Consider the following 16,802-nt stretch of genomic DNA (forward strand, 5'->3'; position numbering starts at 1 on the left):
TGGCGCGCCGATGTTGCGCCTCTAGCCCCGGGCTCCGCCCGGGGGCCGCAAACCACACCGATCGGCGTTGTCCTACGCGAAGGACGCCGACCCCCGGGCGGAGCCCGGGGCTAGGGATGCTCAAGCAGTCAAAATAAAAAACTCGCGGGCTGGCGTCGACGCCGGCTCGCGAGTTTTGCTTTTACCATGCTCGAACGAGCAAACGATGTGGCCGGTTACCAGCCCATCACCATGTTCGATTCGATCGCCTTTTGCGATTGCTCCAGGTCAGAGCCGGTTTCGTGCATGTAGAGCCGGATCGCGTGGACTTTGTCGCCGCCCGACTTCGACAGACAGTCGCGAGCCGTGTTGCAGGGATCGTTTTTGCCGCTGAGGCCCAAGGCGCTCTTGGAGATCACCCAGGTATCGCGGGGGCGCTTCGTGAGCCGCAAGACCGTGTCGTGCGGGTACGCGTTGGACACGACGGCGGACGCTTCGTCGCTGTCGGACGCCCAGGTGATGATGATATGGCTGTCCGTCTCGACTTCGAATAGCGGCATGGCAAGCTCCTTTCAAGACTAGCGACGCGGTGCGAACATCGCGTGGCGATGGGAATCGTGCCGGCGTCGGCGTATGGGGGATGCGAACGCACCCACTACGGCCTCTCACTGACAATTTAGAACACAGAGACGCGACGAGTCAACTTGCGGGCCGCGTTGCCGGGCGTTTCCCGAGGGAAATGCGATCGTGCATCGCGGCGTGCGCTAGTTCGCGACGTCGAACAGCGACTCGCCTTCAGGAGCGGCGTCGCCGGGAGCCGAGTCGGCCGCGTGCGGTCGATGCATCGGCAATTCGAACGGGTGCCGGCGCGCGGCGGACCCGTCGTGCAGGAAGAGCGTCGACACTTCGGCGCGGGCCGCGGCGCGGAGGGCGGCGTCGGCGCGGGCGAGCAGCTCTTCGGACGATTCTTCGATTTCGGCTTCGACGACGCCGGCCCAGCTGCGGCGTTCGAGCGAGGCGTCGACCACCTTGAGGATTCGTTCGCCGACGATCAGGCCCCCTTCGAGCGTCGTCCGCGGCAGCAGCACAGCGAACTCCTGCGGCCCATAGCGGGCGACGAGGTCGTTGCCGCGGGCGTATTGCTCGATGAGCCGAGCGGCGCCGATTAGTTGCTCGTCGCCGTCGAGGGCGGCGGCGTACGGATCGACGTCGATGCTGCACAGGACGAGCGAGACTTTCTTTTTGCCTTCGCTCGGCGTCGAGAGGCGGGCTTGCAGGTGTTCGACCAGGGCGCGGCGATTGAGGACGCCCGTTTCACGATCGACGCGGGCTTCTGCGAACGTCATCAGCCGGCTTTGGTGGTCGCGGATTTCATCGCAAGCGACTGACAGCGAACTGGCGAGCGCCATCGTCGGGCCCATGAGGGCGTCGGCTTGCAGGCGGAGGTGGCGCCAATCGGCGACCGTGGCGCCCTTTTGCATCGCTTCGACCTGGCCTTGGAAGGCCGATAGGGAAGCGAGTTGACCGTTGGTTTCGGTGCGGAGGCGTTGGGCGAGGTGTTCGAGATCTTTGGCGACGCTTTGCGCGCGGGCGAGCTCGATGAGGAGCGTCACCTCAGTCGGCGTCGACTGCGCCTGGCGCGTGCGGCGACCGAACGCGTAGCCCAACAGCGCCACCAGGGCGAGGGCCGTGGCGTCGATGTAGATGTTGTGGTCTAAGAAGAGTTGAGCGAGCGTCATAGCATCCGCCATTTGCCGGGACGCGCCGCGAACGAATTTTCGGGCCGCGTTCGGGCGCTAGTAACTGTTGCGAGATCCGAACCCGCGCATGCAGCAGAAGCCTGCCGCGGCGGTGATCCCCAGTAGCAGAAACCACTCCTGCGTATTCAACGCAAGAATCCAACGCCAGCCATCGTGCAGGCTGAGTTTGATCCATTCACCGATCGAATCGAAGGTGCGCATGTGAGTTCAAGCTCGCGGTCGCGCGGCTCCGTGCATCGGGAAGCCGCTACCCAAAGATAGGTCGATACGCCGGGGGAAGTGGGCGATTTCGTGGGGGAAACGCAGCGGTTTCGGGGCTCCACAGGCGGCGGCGAGTCTCATGTTAAATATGCGAGTTGGCTGTCGCAATTGCGGGCGGCGCGAGTGGAGTAATCGTTATAAACGGACGAGCGCACCTAGCCCCGGGCTCCGCCCGGGGGTGAGTATCGATCTCGTTGGGCAACGCCCCTCGGAGTGGTGAGCGACCCCCGGGCGGAGCCCGGGGCTAGGGGAATGGCTCACTCGCAGTGGACGCAGATGCGGGCGCCGGGGTAGGCGTGGGCTTGCTCGAACGCGGCGTCGGCGTCGCTCAGGTTGTAATCGGCGATCAGCAGCGACGCGAAGGGGAATGCGGCGGCGGGGCCGGCGAGGAATGCGACCGCTTCCTGCAGGTCGCGGGGGTGATAGTTGTGGACGCCGCGGAGGGTGATCATGCGGCGGACGATTTGCTCGGGATCGATCGGCAGCGAATCGCAATGAGCGACCGAGCCGACGAGGATCGCTGTGCCGCCAGTGCGGACGGCGGCGAGGGCGGTGGCGACCGAGGGGGTGACGCCGGCGAGTTCGAGCACGACGTCGAAGCCGATGCCGTCGGCGGCGGTGCGGAGGGCGTCGACGAGGTCGCTACGGGTGGCGTCGAACGTGGCGTTCGCGCCGAACGCGATGGCCCGTTCGCGGCAGGCGGCTTGCGGGTCGACGGCGGCGATCCAGCTCGCCCCCGCGGCGCTCGCGATCGCACAGGCGAACGCCCCCAGCACGCCGGCGCCGAGGATCAGCACCCGTTGGCCGGTGATTGGGCCGGCGGCGCGGAGGGCCGAGGCGGCCGTGGCGCCGGCGCAGTTGGCGAGGGCGGCGATTGGCGTCGGCAGGTTCTTCGGCAGGCGGAGCCACGCGGTGTTGCGAACAAGGATGATGTGGTCCGCTAGCCCGCCGCCAAGCGGCCGGTTTCCCGTCACCGCTTCGTGGCCGTACTTGTAAAGTTCGACGCACTTCTGCGGCAGGTCGCGCTCGCAGAAGTAGCAGTGGCCGCAGCCGACGACGATCGACCAGGTGATGCGATCGCCGACGCTCGCGGGCGTCCCTGCCAAGTCGGTGGGAGGGGCGTCGGGGCCAAAGGCTTCGATGCGGCCGACGATTTCATGGCCGAGGATCGCCGGCGTGTGGCCGTGGCGGCGGCCGGCGTGGGTGTGGAGGTCGCTGCGGCAGATCGTGCAGGCGAGGATGCGGACGAGAAGTTCGCCCGGGCCGAGCGGCGGCGGTTCGACGGTGGCGAGTTCAAAGGGGCGTTGCGGGCCGTGGAAGAGGATGGCTCGGCTCATCGAGGGGCCTGTCAAAAGTGGCTGCGGGGCCGTTTCCGGCGGAGGTTTAAAGAGTTTTCGGCGTTAGGCGTTCGGAAACGGACGTTTCCACGCTGTAGCTAGGGAGCCGCTGAATGGCGCGGAGTGAGATTCTGCGCGCTCGATTTAAACAAGCGCTTGATTTCTTGTCGACATCTCAGTAGGATGCCATTCAAGCGATCGTTTGAAACAGTTGTTCTCGCCAGTTTCGGGATACTCGCAAGTGCCGGACGACATCAAAACCAAGCTGATTGAAACCGCCGGAGCCTCTTTCGCTGAAAGGGGTTACGACGCCGTCGGCATCCGCGAAATCTGCCAAAACGCGGGGGCCAACGTCGCGGCGGTCAATTATCACTTCGGCGACAAACGGGGCCTCTACCGGGCGTGCCTGGAACATGCCCAGACGTGCCGCGTTGCGGATCTCGACGAGGTGAATTGGCCCGAATCTTACACGGCCACCGACAAACTGCGAGCGTTCATCCGCCGCATGCTCGAGGAAAAGCTGAACTCGCAGCGGCCGGAGTGGCATCAGGAGTTGATGCTGCGGGAACTGTCGCGACCGAGCGAATCGTGCCGCGAGTTCGTCGAAGCGTACATCCGGCCGTCGGCCAAGACGCTCGGCGTGATCATGGCGGAGTTGTTCCCTGGGCGCGAGTGGGATCAGCAGACCTGGATGATTGGGTTCAGCATTGTGGGGCAGGTGCTGTTCTACCAACTGCAGCAACCGGTGATTCGCGTCTTGATGGGCGAGGAAGGTTTTCAATCGCTTAACGTCGACGTGCTGACCGACCACATCACGCGATTTTGTTTGGCGGCGCTGGGGTACGGAGAACCATTGCTGGCGGACGCCCCGCGCGGCGAGCAAGTCAACTGAGAGCGTGCCATGAATTGGGTCGCCTGGAAAATGTTGACGGGAGATCGGGCCAAGTATTTTGGCACCGTCTTCGGCGTCGCGTTCGGCGTGCTGCTAATTTCGCAGCAGACGTCGATCTTCGTCGGCATCATTAAGCGGACGGCGAGCCAGGTGATCGACGTCCGCGAGCCCGACTTTTGGGTGATGGACCCCTACACGCAAAATGCCGACGACATCAAACCGTTGTCGGAGAGTGATCTTTATCGCGTGCGCGGCGTGTCGGGAGTCGAGTGGGCCGTGCCGCTCTATAAAGGGCAGACGCGGGCACGCACCGACACGGGGCACTTTTGGCAATCGATTCTCATTGGCGTCGATGATCAGTCGCTTGTCGGCGCCCCAGTAAAAATGTTGCAGGGGAACCTCGCCGATTTGCGGCGGCCTGATTCGGTGATCATCGACGACATCGGCTACGGCTTGCTCTGGCCGGGCGAGCCGAAGGTGCTGGGACGCGAGATCGAGATGAACGATCGGCGGGCGGTGGTCGTCGGCATTTGCGACGTGTCGTCTCCCTTCTTCACGTTTCCGGTCATCTTCACGCGCTACTCGCTGGCGATGAATTATGTGCCGCCGCAGCGGCGGCAGCTTTCTTTCGTCGTCGGCCGCGTGACGCCGGGGGCTGATCAGGCGGCGGTGCTCGACGCGATCGATGAGCAAACCTCGCTGCGAGCGCTCGACAACCACGACTTCTTGTGGATGGTCGTCGGCTATTACCTGCGGAATACCGGCATTCCGGTGAACTTTGGAATTACGATCATGCTCGGGTTCCTCGTCGGAGCGGCGATCGCGGGGCAGACGTTTTATTTGTTCACGCTCGAAAACTTAAAACAGTTCGGCGCGCTGAAGGCGATGGGGCTGCGCAACGGGCGGCTGATCGCGATGGTGCTACTGCAGGCGACGATCGTCGGGATCATTGGTTACTGCCTCGGCATTGGAATGACGGCGGCGTTTTTTGAGTTCACGGCTGACTTGAATCCGAATTTGCGCGGGCTGTATTTGCTGCCGGAGATCGCGCTCGGGACGGCAGCGGTGGTGGTGCTCATTGTGTTGTTGGCGAGCGTGATGAGTTTGCGGAAGGTGTTGGTGCTGGAACCGGCGGTGGTGTTTCGGGGGTAAGTCGCGGATCAAACTAGCTTCGAGATTCCTCGCTCCGCTCGGAATGACAAACGCTAAGTGAATGGCAACCGCCGAATCAAGTCAAAACCATGAACAGCACATTGCTCGAATCGCCGATGATCGCCGAAGCCCGCGAGGTGGGCGTGCGCTGCCGCGGCGTCGTGAAGGAGTTTGGCGACGGCGAGACGCGGATTCGCGTGCTGCATGAGATCGACGTCGACGTCCTCACTAGCGAGTTGACGCTACTCGTCGGCCCGAGCGGTTGCGGCAAGACGACGCTCATTTCGATCATTGCCGGGCTGCTCGATCCGACCGAAGGAGAAGTCGAATTGTTCGGCGCGTTGCAATCGGCGCTCCGCGGGCGGCGGCTGGTGGATTTTCGCGCGGCGAACGTCGGCTTCGTATTTCAACAGTACAACCTGCTCCCGGCCCTGACGGCGGCGGAGAACGTGTCGGTGCCGCTACTGATTCAAGGTTGGGCTCGCGCGAAGGCGCTGGTGCGTGCGAACGAAGTCCTGGAGCAAGTCGGACTGAGCGACAAATTCCACTCGCGGCCGTCGCAGCTTTCGGGTGGACAGCAGCAACGCGTGGCGATCGCGCGGGCGCTCGTGCATGGGCCGCGGCTGTTGGTGTGCGACGAGCCAACGGCGGCGCTCGACGCGCACTCGGGGCGGACGGTGATGGAACTGCTCAAGCAAGTGGCGGTCGAGCCGGGGCGGTCGGTGATCGTCGTGACGCACGACTCGCGCGTGCTTGAGTATGGCGATCGGACGATTGAGATGGCGGATGGCCGCGTGACGAGCGTCAGTTGATCAACGAGTGATTTAGGTAAGGCGTCCTCAACGGGCGTGATTCGGAAAGGTCGTGTGCGTCATGGTTCGCAGTTTTGGATTGCCGCTGGTGGCCGTCGCGGCGTTTTCGTACATGGCGTGGCACGTGGCGAGTTCGTCGCAAGCGACGCCGCAAACCGAGCCGGTGGTCGAGCCGTCGCGTGCGCCGTTTACCGAGGTGGTCGCCGGCGTGGGGCTGATCGAACCGCGGTCGGAGAACATCGAGGTCGCGGCGATCACCCCCGGCACGGTCGTTGAGGTGAAGGCGCTCGAAGGCGCCCAGGTCGCGGCGGGCGATGTGCTGTTCCGGCTCGACGATCGGCAGTTGCAGGCCGAGCTGGCTGTACAGAAAAGCTTGCTGGCCGAGGCGGAAGCGACGCTTGGCCGTTGGCAGCAAATGCCGCGGCAAGAGGATGTCCCGCCGAGCGAGGCGCGGGTGAAAAAGTTTCAGGCCGACGTGGAATTGCGGCGCGATCAACTTCACCGCACGCGAACGCTCGTGGCCAAGAACGCGATGGCGGAGCAGGAACTGGTGGAGCGCGAGCAGGCGTACCAGGCGGCGCAGGCCGAACTGACGCAATCGCTCGCCGAAGATGCGCGGCTCAAAGCGGGGGCGTGGAAGGCCGACGTTGCCGTCGCGCGGGCGCAGGTCGAGCGGATGGAAGCGCAAGTCGCGCAGGCCCGCGTCGAAATCGACCGGCTGGCGGTGCGCTCGCCGATTGCCGGTCGGGTGCTGAAGGTCGACGTGCGGCCGGGCGAGTATGTCGGCACGCCGCCGGGCAAGCCGCTGGTGGTGTTGGGCGACGTGTCGAAGCTTCACGTGCGGGTCGACATCGACGAGCAAGATTTGCCGCGGCTTGAACCGGGGATGCCGGGCGAAGGTTTTGTCCGCGGCGACGCGGACCATCCGCTCAAACTATCGTTCGTGCGGATCGAACCATTCACCGAGCCGAAGCGCTCGCTGACCGGTTTTGGCAACGAGCGGATCGACACGCGGGTGCTGCAGGTAATCTATGCCGTCGAGTCGGCGCCGCGCGAGGTGTACGTGGGGCAGCAGATTGACGTGTTTTTGGATAAGTCGAAAGGTCGCGTCGAAACGGCGGCTACGGCGCGATGATCGCATAGGGTAAGCGCTCGCACCCACCTTGGCGGTTTAGAACAAAATGGCACGATTGCGTTAGTTTTGAAGAGTGAAGCCAAGGCGCCGATGCTTGATTGAACGGCTGAGCGGGGTCAGACTAGTAAGCGCGAGATGGGTGCGAGCACCCATCCTACGGACCTGACGCCTCCAGGGGGCGCGGCGGCGCACACCTTCGCCATTTTTCACGGACCGAAAATGTGCGACATCTCAACGACACAGCCGAAGGCAGCGGCGGAACTTCCGGCACTTACACGTGCACACGTGCGTCTTCGGTTTAGAAATTGGCATTGTGACGTCAATTTTCTGATCGACAATCGACACGCCGATCAGGCTGGCCGTGTCAAGTTGAACTGGTAATCCAATTGAGCTTAGTCGGACGTCGATGATCCGATTGTCCGGATCGATGTCAGTTGCAGCGAGCCTGATTTCGTAGGCGCCAGTTGTTGCCGAGAATGTCCCGACGACAGTTCTACGATTACGCGGCGAACCCTGTACGAAAATATCAAATTCAGAGTCATTCACTAAAGGAGCGATGCCACGCTCCCGTAAGAGCTCGTTTAGCTTATCGAAGGTTAGTTTTTCACCGTCTAGTGCATTAACGTTGCCTTGGATGACGACTTGAGCTTGACATTGATTCGTGAAGCACAACGACGCGCTTAGGCAGATCAGGAACAGGATGTCGATTCTGTACATAGCGGCTGTTCTCAATTTGTGGCTAGGGGATGTTTTACCGATACCGAGACGCACGCATCAAAGTTATTGTTGGAAGGAAAAAAGAGGAGAAGTCGTTCGCCGGCCCTTGGGCGAGGGATCGTGAACTTGTTAGTTAAGAAGCCGTCGTTCTCGTCAAAATACAAAGGGATTAAAGTAATGTGCGAGGCATTGTTGCGGTAATCTTCACGCGCTAAAAATGCCAAGCAGGTATTGCCCTGGGCTTCGGGGAAAAGTTCGCAATCGATACTGCTGTAGTTGTCAGCAAAAGGAGCGCTCCATGCGACTTTCAATTTTTCGGGATTTTTTTCTCGCGAAACCTCTTGAAATAGGAGGCGATTGACGAAGCTTTGCAAGCTTTTGACTTCAGCCCGAGATAAGGGGCCGGAAATAATTGAAACTTTGGCATCCAGGCGTTGTGTTACGGGTACCGGCTGTGACAGGAGGATTGACTCCTGCTCTTTGGGGAATAGTGAATCGTCTTTGCCACGGAACGTGTCGTTCCAGTAGGCAAAATTGAAGAAGGCGATTGCTATGATCGCTGCCCTAAATAAGATGCGACCCCAGAGTAGGTTGCCTGAATCTAGATAAAGGTGGCCGCCAGTATGGTGCCGTAGAAGTAGCCCGAGAATCAGCAGAGCCGAAACGCTAATCGCAAGATTAACAATCAGCATCTGCCAGAATCCGACATCAAACCTTTCCAAAACGCTTGCCACAGCAGGCGGGGCGGCTGCGAGGGCGAAAATCCCACTAATCACCGCCCACGCCTGTTTATCCCCGGGGGCGTTGTTGGCGTTGCCCTGCGGCACGGGGAACCAGCGAAGCCATTCGTATATTCTGCGAGTAATATTAGCGCAGAACGCGTACGCTCGATTGCATCGACACCCACTTCCCAATTGAACCTTGGCTGTCGACCAGTGTTCAAGGTGTCGCCCCTCTGGACGGCCTTCTAATTCCCACTGCTTGTACGCCTCGCGCGCGATCTCGTCGCTGGCGTAGCCTGTATCTGCATTCGGCATTCGAGGCTCCAGGAGATCAAAGCGTCGAGCAACGGGCAGGATTTCTAGGAGTTCGGGGGCTGAATCGAATTTGCGCCTGCCAGGATACAATCGCCCTAGAATATATGCCATATATAAAATGGCTTAAATGCCATTTTGGTGTAGATAATGGCCATTGCGCGTGGCGGAATCTGCGGCGCGGGCTTCAATGGAGTGTGAAGTAATGTGCAGAATTGGCTCGGCCCGATTCTGATGGAAGTTCTTGCGGAGTTGCGAAGCCGAGCAGAGGGCTAACCACACACTGGGATCGCGGCGCGTCGCTGTTGGCGATCGCTTTGACACGGTTTGAGCGTGACAACTTACGCCGCGACGATGTGGCTTAATCGCCTCATCGCTCGACGCCGGCTTTGGCACGGAAGTCGCACCGAGGTTGCGATCTCGTCTGTTGGCTGGTGCTGTTCGGCAGCGATCGATCTTGCTTCATTCGAGAAAACTGCTGGAAAGGGTTGGAAGCGAGCGGTCTCGTCACCTGAGCGGTGAACGCTCGATGGGACTGAGTTGGTTTCGTTGGATGCAGTTGAGCGCGGTTGGCGATCAGCTGGACGACAGTGAGTCGTCTGAGTGATACGACGGCCATCAACGAGGAAGAAACGATTGAAACGACTAGACTGGTTTCACTGGCTGCTGACTTAGTTGGTGGTCACGTTAGATGTCTCTCGCAAAGGCGCTAAGGCGCAAAGAAAACGCAAAGAAGAAAGAGAGGCAGAAACTAGAGAGTTACGAAAAATTCATTAATTGATTTCTTGGTTCAATTTATTCCCACTCTTCAGTCTTTTGTGTTTCTGAGCGATCCTTTACGTCTTCGCGGCTTTGCGAGAAACTTCACGATCAGCCGCACGAAAATAAACTCTCACGCACTCGTAAGTCGTATGATTGAGTAGTGCGTGGCTTGCCTGTTCGCTGCTCCCTTCCCCTGTCTGCTCCTCACCCCTACTCCCACCGATAGTATCATGGCTCTGCGCATCGCTTTCACCGGCGGGCCGCTTGACGGCTCGGTGATGGCGGCCGCCGACGAGCGGCCGTCGTCGAATGTTTGGCTCGATCTGCCTCGCTACGTTTTCCGCGTCACGCGTCACGGACGCGAAGGGGCTAGTTTCGACATCTACCACCCCGCCGAGCTGCAGTCCGTGAGGCAGTTTGGCCGGCAGCTGCCGCTGCACCAGTACCGGATCAGGTTGCGGGTCATCGCCGATGATTCGACGATCCTCGTGAAGGCGGAGTATGTCGGCCTCACAGGTCGCAGCATTCCGCCGACTTTGCAAGGGATTCGCGAGTGGGCCGGCGAGGGGCCGGCGGCGGAGGCGCCACGGATCTACGAGGGGCCGCCGGGTGAGGAAAGGCCGACGGCCGCGGCGCTGGCGGTGCGGAAATTGGCGTGAATCTTGCTCGTTGACCACTTGATCAGCGAGACTGTTGAGCGAGGGGTTTAGCAGTCGGGGTTCAGGGTTCAGGAGATTGGGGGCAAGATGGGTGCGACGACTTACAAGGATCGCGCGGCGATTGCTGCTGCGTTGGAGCGTGCGAAGCAAGAGTTCAATGAGCGCGAGCTAAGCCTGCTGCAGCAAGCGGTTGAGAGTCTCAGCCGGCATGCGCTGGTGACGCTCAAAGAGATTGCGCCGGGGGCGGAACCGGACGATACGTGGGTGCCGATTACCGACATCGTCGATAGCGACGATCGGCCCGACGACATGACGGCGGTCAGCGCGTCGGCGAGCGAGTTGCAATCGCTCGGGTTGGTTGAAATCGAACCGCCGTCGGCGGGGAATGCGGCGCGGATTGACGTGCTGCGATTTCGGGCGACCGAGTTGGGGCGGCGGTTTGCGAATGCGGCGCTGTGACTTGCGTTAGAGCGGACGGAACAGCGGATAGACTCGCCCGGCGCCGTCTTGGAGCGTTAACCCGCTCCACTTGGCGAGCAAGTCGCCGAGCCACAATATCTTGTCGCGCCGCTGCTGCGCAAGGATGCAGATTTCAAGTGGTCCGGTGACGATAAGCGCCCACGTGTCGAACGAGTTGTCATCTTCGCCGCCATCTTTCACGATCTTAATGAGCTTCAGTTCGTCCTTCGCGAACACGCGCCGCCGATGGATCGGTCCGAGCCGGCGCTCGGCCGTGAACGTCTCTCGCGCGAGCGTGAACGTTGAATCGGCGAGAAAGTGCCACGCGATGAAACATGCGACGATCGGAATGCAGAGCCATCCTGCTGCATGTTCACCCGAGAAACGTTATTGCTGCAGGGCTACTCGATCGTACGTTGCATACGCTAAGCCACAGGTGAGAATGACGATCGCTGCGCACATCAAAAATGCTACTACACCCATGCCGGTCGTATGATAGATTGCCCGCAAGTCACCGTTCGCCGCGGTTGTCACGTTGAATCCAGCGGGCGGACCGGCGGCCGCCACCTGTGCCAGCTCCGCGGAGTCTGCGTTGACTAGCAGATCGTTGGGATTGCAGGCATGGTATTCCTTGGCACCGCGACGCAGGCCAATGAAATCGCCGCAAGTCTGGCAGACGCGCGTTTGCGTGAGAAAGAATGTGGCGTTCGCAAACGCCATCAAGGTGCTGAATGCCATGAGCAACGGCGCTGCGGGAAAGTCAACGAAGGACGTTGCCACCATGGCCGCCAGTAAGAGCGCAAGGGCGTACACGAAGATAATAAAGTAGACGCGCCTTCCTTTCGGCCGCAGGTACCGCATCGGCAGAACGGCCACGCCCACGCAAATGACGGTGATCAGAAAAGCCCAAATGGCGTCCATGGCATTGCCGGTCGAGTAGGAGCGAAACGCCGATCTTACACGGCAATCGCCGTGAACTGAATATGTGAGTCTGCTATACTCGCGTTCGCTTTCTCGTCATCAATATTGCTTGCTCGCTTTGTGGGAGATACGCGATGCGAACGTTCGGTTTGTTGCTGCTGGGCGCCGTGGTCGGTTGGGCCTCCGCAGGCGTCGATTGGACTGATCACGCCTTCGCGGACGAGGAAACGAAAGAGGTCGTTCCCCCGCTGCCGCACGATCCGCTCGTGCCGGAGGCGTCGCTGCCGAAATCGGACAAGTCGCTGTTGGCGGACGAGCCGACGGCGCCGATCGGCGCGATCCGGACGCGCTTCATCGAGGAGCGGATCGTCGCCGACGCCGACGGGCGGAAGCAAATTGTGCGGGAAGAGCGGCTTGTGCCGCCGGGTTGCCCGCAGTGCCAGGGGGCTGGCAGCGCGGGGCGGTACCAGGTAACGGCCTACGGAGCGACCGGCGGGCACGGCTGCTACATCGTCGACACGGCTACGGGGCAGGTGTTTCACTCGGCGAATGCGCAACCGCCGATGGCGGTTGGGTATCCGCTGAGTTCCTACGGGCCAGTAGCGGCGCCGATCACGCCGCAGGAATCTGCCGAGCGCGTTGAACCTGGAGCGCCGATTCGTTACCCGCAGGACGCGCATCCAGAACCGGCGCTCATGCCGCGCACCACGCCACCGTCGTATCGCGAACCAAGCGTGCCGCAGCCGCAGGCTCCTGCAGCGGATTAATTGCGTTCTAGCCCCGGGCTCCGCCCGGGGGTGACGTTACACGGGATGACATCGACCGGAATGGATGGCGACCCCCGGGCGGAGCCCGGGGCTAGGGGGACGGGAGCTTCTGACGGCTTCGTCGTCGTAGGCAAAGGCGCGGCAATGCTTGAAACGGAGCCTGAAATGAAGAAGTTTCGTTTCAGCAATGTGACGAGTCTCAAACCACGGCCGATATTCTGGAGAGTTTCCCAAACCTTCAGCGAGTCCGGTTTATCGACTACGCCTCACGCGACGTGATGAAACCTTTCGTGAAGGCGCTGCCAGGGGTGGCGATTGAGTTCGATGAGTATAAGTAGAGCCGCCGACGGAGCGCCGCGCCGAACAGGACGCCGACGCTGGCCAGCAGGTTGAGGCTGGCGGGTTCAGGGACGACGTTGACGAGGTAGTCGAACCCTAAAGCGGATTCAATGGTGTAACCGGTCAACTCCGTTGTCAGCGTTTCGTCGGCATAGATCTTGATGCCGTCGAACCTGAAAGAGTTACCGAAGTCGGCGTTGAAGTAGGCCCCGGCAGGGTCGCCGCCTCTCGCGTTGCCGTACATGTCGATACTGCCTTCGAGCATCAATCGCATGCCCGTTTTGACGTTAAGACTCGCTTTTAGCTCCCCGTCAGTGGCGCCATTAACTCCACCGATAGACCCAACAGGCGCCTCATCTACCGGCAAAGTGCTGAGCCCCTTGCCGCTGATGGAGTAAACGTTCGGTTGGTCCAAATCGTAGAGCCCCACGTTAAGGGCAACGTTCGCCCACCCCTGCGAAGCCGAATGCTGGTCGCCGACCCCAGCGAGGGTGCCGTCGTAGGTGAAATTAATCATGAAGGGATAACCACGGCTTGTTCCCAGCGGTAGGTTTTTGATGGTGAGAATGTCTCTGAAGGAGGCATTCGCCGACGCGTCAGCGCCTCCGGTCAGGTTGCCGCTGCTATTGGCTCCCCCACTCACACTGGCATGCAGGGTGGGGTTCAAGTGGAAGCGGGGGGAGAATATTTCAGCTGCACTAGCGAAACTTAGCGACGCGCCGCGCGGAGCGACCACCTCGTTGGTTGAATCGATGAGATAGGGATGACCGTATGTTCGGAAAATCGTACTAATATATTTATCGTGCTCGGGCCCGTCGCCTCCGGTGTACACGCCAAGATACGGCGCGGTAGGGTCTGCGGGATGGGCGGCCGTGGCTGAGGCGGTCGCGGCGATGACTCCCCCAAAGAGTGCGGCGGCGAAAATGAGATGGAATGGTGCGGAAAATTGCCAGAACGCGTTGGATGCCTGAGCGCGAGAATCGTCGAAACGGCGGTACATTTAAGACCTCGTGAGACGGTGCACAGTGCGGGTGGAGCAAACCGACATTGTCAGACGGGTTGAGTCGGGCGAGTTCAGACTCGCGATGCCGCATGGTTTAGCATGGCGCATCCCGATCTGCCTCTGCGGAGAGCATGGCGCCCGGGGCTGGAATTACGGCGTGCTCGCGACGGCTTCGTCGTCGTAGGCGAAGAGGCAGCCGAGGGTGAAGACGTCCATGTTCTGCTGCAGGAAGCGGATGCTGCCGTCGGCGATCATCACTTGGGCGCCGCCCGGGTGGAAGCTGTAAGGGGGAGCGTCGTACTGGTTCGAGCAGTTGATCGAGCAAAGGTCGACGCCGAAGATTGGGCCATACTTCGTCGGCGCCAAGCCGGCGAGCGCGCGGCCTGCCCACGCGCCGTCGGTGTGCCACCAAATTTCAGCCGTCTGCGTGAACTGCGGGCCGTAAAGGATCCGGTCGCCCGTTGATTCGACGACGGTCGCGGTGTGGGACGTGCCGTCGGTGACTTGGCGCAACTCGACCGGCGCGCGGCCGATGACGCCGGGGAGCCAATCTTTGCGTTGCCAACTGACGAACACGGGATCGTCGGCGAGGACTCCCTCGACCCCCTTGTAGTCGGTTGTGCCGAAGGTGCGCGTGACGCCTTTGTCGGTTCCTTCGTAGGTCGGTTGGCTGGGCGCCGAGGGGCACTTCAAGATCGCGATTGGGTTGGCGATCACTTGCTGGTTCGAGCCCTCGAGCATGCCGATCGCGGGGTTCCACGATTTCTCAAGCGAACCTTGCTCCAGGTAGGGAAGCAAGCTGCGGCCCCAGGTGATTTCGTTGTCGCCGTTGGGCCAACTGCACGGGAAGTGGCCGTGCGCGGCGAGGTGCGACTGCACGGCGAGGCCGACTTGCCGCAGGTTACTGGCGCACTGGCTGCGGCGGCTCGCTTCGCGGGCGGCTTGCACGGCGGGCAGCAGCAGCGCGACGAGGACGCCGATGATGGCGATGACGACCAGCAACTCGACCAGCGTGAATGCACGCCGGCGAGGACGCGGCGTGCTATGGAGGCTCAGACTGTTGTGCTGACGCAGGGCCATGCGGAGCGAGGATCATCAAACGCGGGGACGGGGAGGCGAACCCCAATTTTACCGCGACTTGGCGAAAGGCTCCAACGCGATTGGCGGCCACTATTGCGACAGCGGCTGCTATTTCATCGACATCTATGACGCGAACGTCGCCGCTTACGCAGCGGATTTAGTCCCGGAGGCACGCCGGGAGGCGGTGCGGCCGGACGTTGTCGAAGCAGTGGAGCGCGGTGAACCGCCGGATGGAGGCCGGGATGCCGACGGCCGTGAAGTGGGGATTCCCGGTGGCTGGGTAGGGGCCGCCGTGATTCATGGCGGGCGAGACGGCGACGCCGGTCGGCATTTTGTCGTTGAGCAGTCGCCCGACGCGGGGCCGCAGAACATGCGCGAGGGCGTCGTAGTCGGCGTCTTCCGAACCATCTTTCGCCGAGTAGATGCAGCCGGTGAGATTGCCCTCGAGTGCGCGCAGAACTTCGCTCGCCTCGGCGACCGACGCGGCGACGACGAAGAGCGAGGCGTTGCCGAAGGCTTCGGTTTGGAAGGTTTGCGGTTGTCCGAGCCAGTCGCTGGCGGAGACGCGCAGCAAGGTGTTGGCGTGGGTGAACGCGGCGGTATCGGCGGCACAGCCCTCGGCGATGAGCGCGGCTCCCGCGGTGCGAAGTGTGGCGACGCTGGCATTGAGCGCGGCGACAACGCCCGCGGACATCAGTCGGCCGGCGGGGCGAGCTTGGTACTGCTGCGACACGTCGCGGATGAACGCTTCGGTCGGTTCGCTCGCGAGCAGCAGGACGATGCCGGGGTTCGTGCAGAATTGGCCGCCGCCCATGAGCGCGCTGTCGCAGAACTCGGTGGCGAGTTGCGTGCCGCGCTCCGCGAGGACGCCTGGCAGAATCACGACGGGGTTCGTGCTGGAGAGTTCCAAGAAGATGAGCTTGCCGGCGCCGTCGGCAGCACGCTTGAGCCGCAGCCCCGATGGCTTGCTGCCGGTGAAGGCCGAGGCGGCGATGCGGTGGTCGGAAACGAGGCGCTCGCCATCTTCTAGCTTCAAGTGATACAGCAGTTGAACCGTGGAGCTCGGTAGGCCGGCGTCGCGGAGCGCTTCAACCGCGAGGACCGCGAGCATGCGGGCCGTTTCGGGGTGGAGGGGGTGCGCCTTGGCGATCACGGGGTTGCCGGCGGCGATGGCGGCAGCGAAATCTCCCCCCGCGACGGCGCCGAACGCAAACGGAAAGTTGCTGGGGCCGAAGACGCACACCGGCCCGATCGGCGCCAAGTACGAGCGAATGTTGGCGGCAGCGTCGATCGTGGGGAGCCGCCAGCCGCCGTCGCGCACCGCTTCCGCAGCCAGACGCAGCTGATTGATGGTCCGCGGCAATTCGACGTCGCGCAACCGCGGCGTCGCCGGGAGACCCGATTCCAGGTGGGCTTGCGCGACGAGTTCGTCGGCATGCTCTTGCAGCGACTCGGCGTAGCGATCGAAGAAAGCGGCGATACGATCGCTAGGCGTTTCCCGCAAGAACTCGAAGGCTTTCGCGGCGGAGGTTAGCGCGCGATCGCAATCGTCCCATGCGCTGATGGGGAATTGCGCCGGCAGCGTGTCGCCGGTGAGCGGGTTGACCGCTTGAAAAGTTTCAACGCCCGACGAAGGGCCCCAGGCGCCGTCTACGAGAATGTCACGAATCATTGCCGCCCTGCCCTGTCTCGATTGGTCAAACTAACTTGATTGCGAAATGCTAAGCGCCGCG

General features: G+C 61.8%; 18 protein-coding genes. 7 read left to right on the forward strand and 11 right to left on the reverse strand.

The window, feature by feature from the left end; genetic code table 11:
- Positions 1–215 precede the first annotated feature (215 nt).
- The 4 genes from ACQY7R_RS00195 to ACQY7R_RS00210 form a co-directional block, all read right to left on the reverse strand.
- Positions 216–539: a DUF6793 family protein gene (locus tag ACQY7R_RS00195; protein WP_152099470.1), complete on the reverse strand. Its 324-nt coding sequence runs from the start codon at positions 537–539 to the stop codon at positions 216–218.
- Between the two features lie 204 nt (positions 540–743).
- Positions 744–1,718, reverse strand: coding sequence for a GGDEF domain-containing protein (locus ACQY7R_RS00200; RefSeq protein WP_428303585.1), 975 nt, complete (start codon positions 1,716–1,718; stop codon positions 744–746).
- A gap of 57 nt (positions 1,719–1,775) precedes the next feature.
- Positions 1,776–1,940 carry a hypothetical protein gene (locus tag ACQY7R_RS00205; protein ID WP_172992075.1) on the reverse strand — a complete coding sequence of 55 codons (165 nt, stop codon included), beginning with the start codon at positions 1,938–1,940 and terminating at the stop codon, positions 1,776–1,778.
- Between the two features lie 317 nt (positions 1,941–2,257).
- Complete coding sequence (locus ACQY7R_RS00210) at positions 2,258–3,337, reverse strand: zinc-binding dehydrogenase (RefSeq protein ID WP_428303586.1); 1,080 nt, start codon at positions 3,335–3,337, stop codon at positions 2,258–2,260.
- 202 nt (positions 3,338–3,539) lie between these two features.
- On the opposite strand from ACQY7R_RS00210, the gene ACQY7R_RS00215 reads away from it, so the two are divergent.
- The 4 genes from ACQY7R_RS00215 (at position 3,540) to ACQY7R_RS00230 (ending at position 7,328) form a co-directional block, all read left to right on the forward strand.
- Positions 3,540–4,229, forward strand: coding sequence for a CerR family C-terminal domain-containing protein (locus ACQY7R_RS00215; RefSeq protein ID WP_428303587.1), 690 nt, complete (start codon positions 3,540–3,542; stop codon positions 4,227–4,229).
- Between the two features lie 9 nt (positions 4,230–4,238).
- Entirely contained in the window at positions 4,239–5,381 is a 1,143-nt protein-coding gene (locus tag ACQY7R_RS00220; protein WP_152099466.1) for an ABC transporter permease, read from the forward strand.
- A gap of 89 nt (positions 5,382–5,470) precedes the next feature.
- Positions 5,471–6,193, forward strand: coding sequence for an ABC transporter ATP-binding protein (locus tag ACQY7R_RS00225; RefSeq protein ID WP_428303588.1), 723 nt, complete (start codon positions 5,471–5,473; stop codon positions 6,191–6,193).
- A 61-nt stretch (positions 6,194–6,254) separates the two neighbouring features.
- Complete coding sequence (locus tag ACQY7R_RS00230) at positions 6,255–7,328, forward strand: HlyD family secretion protein (protein WP_428303589.1); 1,074 nt, start codon at positions 6,255–6,257, stop codon at positions 7,326–7,328.
- 231 nt (positions 7,329–7,559) lie between these two features.
- Here ACQY7R_RS00230 and ACQY7R_RS00235 read toward each other — a convergent pair whose 3' ends face one another.
- Together ACQY7R_RS00235 and ACQY7R_RS00240 are read right to left on the reverse strand one after the other, a co-directional pair.
- Positions 7,560–8,045, reverse strand: a complete 486-nt coding sequence (locus tag ACQY7R_RS00235) for a hypothetical protein (protein WP_428303590.1) — start codon at positions 8,043–8,045, stop codon at positions 7,560–7,562.
- An 11-nt stretch (positions 8,046–8,056) separates the two neighbouring features.
- On the reverse strand, positions 8,057–9,082 hold the full coding sequence (locus ACQY7R_RS00240; RefSeq protein ID WP_428303591.1) for a DUF2934 domain-containing protein: 1,026 nt from the start codon (positions 9,080–9,082) through the stop codon (positions 8,057–8,059).
- Between the two features lie 989 nt (positions 9,083–10,071).
- Between ACQY7R_RS00240 and ACQY7R_RS00245 the strand changes: the two genes are divergently transcribed.
- Together ACQY7R_RS00245 and ACQY7R_RS00250 are read left to right on the forward strand one after the other, a co-directional pair.
- Positions 10,072–10,500: a hypothetical protein gene (locus ACQY7R_RS00245; RefSeq protein ID WP_428303592.1), complete on the forward strand. Its 429-nt coding sequence runs from the start codon at positions 10,072–10,074 to the stop codon at positions 10,498–10,500.
- 87 nt (positions 10,501–10,587) lie between these two features.
- Positions 10,588–10,959, forward strand: coding sequence for a hypothetical protein (locus tag ACQY7R_RS00250; RefSeq protein WP_428303593.1), 372 nt, complete (start codon positions 10,588–10,590; stop codon positions 10,957–10,959).
- Between the two features lie 6 nt (positions 10,960–10,965).
- Here ACQY7R_RS00250 and ACQY7R_RS00255 read toward each other — a convergent pair whose 3' ends face one another.
- Both ACQY7R_RS00255 and ACQY7R_RS00260 read right to left on the reverse strand, forming a co-directional pair.
- Positions 10,966–11,196: a hypothetical protein gene (locus ACQY7R_RS00255; protein WP_428303594.1), complete on the reverse strand. Its 231-nt coding sequence runs from the start codon at positions 11,194–11,196 to the stop codon at positions 10,966–10,968.
- Positions 11,197–11,346: 150 nt separating this feature from the next.
- Entirely contained in the window at positions 11,347–11,880 is a 534-nt protein-coding gene (locus ACQY7R_RS00260) for a hypothetical protein (protein ID WP_428303595.1), read from the reverse strand.
- Positions 11,881–12,014: 134 nt separating this feature from the next.
- Here ACQY7R_RS00260 and ACQY7R_RS00265 point away from each other — a divergent pair, with 134 nt between their 5' ends.
- Positions 12,015–12,647 carry a hypothetical protein gene (locus ACQY7R_RS00265; protein ID WP_428303596.1) on the forward strand — a complete coding sequence of 211 codons (633 nt, stop codon included), beginning with the start codon at positions 12,015–12,017 and terminating at the stop codon, positions 12,645–12,647.
- 259 nt (positions 12,648–12,906) lie between these two features.
- On the opposite strand, the gene ACQY7R_RS00270 is transcribed toward ACQY7R_RS00265, so the two are convergent.
- From ACQY7R_RS00270 to ACQY7R_RS00280, 3 genes are all read right to left on the reverse strand, one after another.
- On the reverse strand, positions 12,907–13,986 hold the full coding sequence (locus ACQY7R_RS00270) for a hypothetical protein (protein WP_428303597.1): 1,080 nt from the start codon (positions 13,984–13,986) through the stop codon (positions 12,907–12,909).
- A gap of 153 nt (positions 13,987–14,139) precedes the next feature.
- The gene (locus ACQY7R_RS00275; RefSeq protein ID WP_428303598.1) at positions 14,140–15,069 is read right to left on the reverse strand and encodes a DUF1559 domain-containing protein; all 930 of its coding nucleotides are present in this window, start codon (positions 15,067–15,069) and stop codon (positions 14,140–14,142) included.
- A gap of 157 nt (positions 15,070–15,226) precedes the next feature.
- Entirely contained in the window at positions 15,227–16,741 is a 1,515-nt protein-coding gene (locus ACQY7R_RS00280; protein ID WP_428303599.1) for an aldehyde dehydrogenase (NADP(+)), read from the reverse strand.
- Between the last annotated feature and the right edge of the window lie 61 nt (positions 16,742–16,802).

Origin of the sequence: Lacipirellula sp. (assembly GCF_965279485.1) — a bacterium.
Classification (GTDB): Bacteria; Planctomycetota; Planctomycetia; order Pirellulales; family Lacipirellulaceae; genus Lacipirellula.

What these genes read in the sequence shown, in the direction of transcription:
- ACQY7R_RS00275 (WP_428303598.1), bottom strand. Translation starts at nt 15,069, where the DNA reads ATGGCCCTGCGTCAGCACAACAGTCTGAGCCTCCATAGCACGCCGCGT.
- ACQY7R_RS00225 (WP_428303588.1), top strand. Translation starts at nt 5,471, where the DNA reads ATGAACAGCACATTGCTCGAATCGCCGATGATCGCCGAAGCCCGCGAG.
- ACQY7R_RS00220 (WP_152099466.1), top strand. Translation starts at nt 4,239, where the DNA reads ATGAATTGGGTCGCCTGGAAAATGTTGACGGGAGATCGGGCCAAGTAT.
- ACQY7R_RS00280 (WP_428303599.1), bottom strand. Translation starts at nt 16,741, where the DNA reads ATGATTCGTGACATTCTCGTAGACGGCGCCTGGGGCCCTTCGTCGGGC.
- ACQY7R_RS00205 (WP_172992075.1), bottom strand. Translation starts at nt 1,940, where the DNA reads ATGCGCACCTTCGATTCGATCGGTGAATGGATCAAACTCAGCCTGCAC.
- ACQY7R_RS00265 (WP_428303596.1), top strand. Translation starts at nt 12,015, where the DNA reads ATGCGAACGTTCGGTTTGTTGCTGCTGGGCGCCGTGGTCGGTTGGGCC.
- ACQY7R_RS00260 (WP_428303595.1), bottom strand. Translation starts at nt 11,880, where the DNA reads ATGGACGCCATTTGGGCTTTTCTGATCACCGTCATTTGCGTGGGCGTG.
- ACQY7R_RS00200 (WP_428303585.1), bottom strand. Translation starts at nt 1,718, where the DNA reads ATGACGCTCGCTCAACTCTTCTTAGACCACAACATCTACATCGACGCC.
- ACQY7R_RS00240 (WP_428303591.1), bottom strand. Translation starts at nt 9,082, where the DNA reads ATGCCGAATGCAGATACAGGCTACGCCAGCGACGAGATCGCGCGCGAG.
- ACQY7R_RS00195 (WP_152099470.1), bottom strand. Translation starts at nt 539, where the DNA reads ATGCCGCTATTCGAAGTCGAGACGGACAGCCATATCATCATCACCTGG.
- ACQY7R_RS00235 (WP_428303590.1), bottom strand. Translation starts at nt 8,045, where the DNA reads ATGTACAGAATCGACATCCTGTTCCTGATCTGCCTAAGCGCGTCGTTG.
- ACQY7R_RS00270 (WP_428303597.1), bottom strand. Translation starts at nt 13,986, where the DNA reads ATGTACCGCCGTTTCGACGATTCTCGCGCTCAGGCATCCAACGCGTTC.
- ACQY7R_RS00230 (WP_428303589.1), top strand. Translation starts at nt 6,255, where the DNA reads ATGGTTCGCAGTTTTGGATTGCCGCTGGTGGCCGTCGCGGCGTTTTCG.
- ACQY7R_RS00250 (WP_428303593.1), top strand. Translation starts at nt 10,588, where the DNA reads ATGGGTGCGACGACTTACAAGGATCGCGCGGCGATTGCTGCTGCGTTG.
- ACQY7R_RS00210 (WP_428303586.1), bottom strand. Translation starts at nt 3,337, where the DNA reads ATGAGCCGAGCCATCCTCTTCCACGGCCCGCAACGCCCCTTTGAACTC.
- ACQY7R_RS00245 (WP_428303592.1), top strand. Translation starts at nt 10,072, where the DNA reads ATGGCTCTGCGCATCGCTTTCACCGGCGGGCCGCTTGACGGCTCGGTG.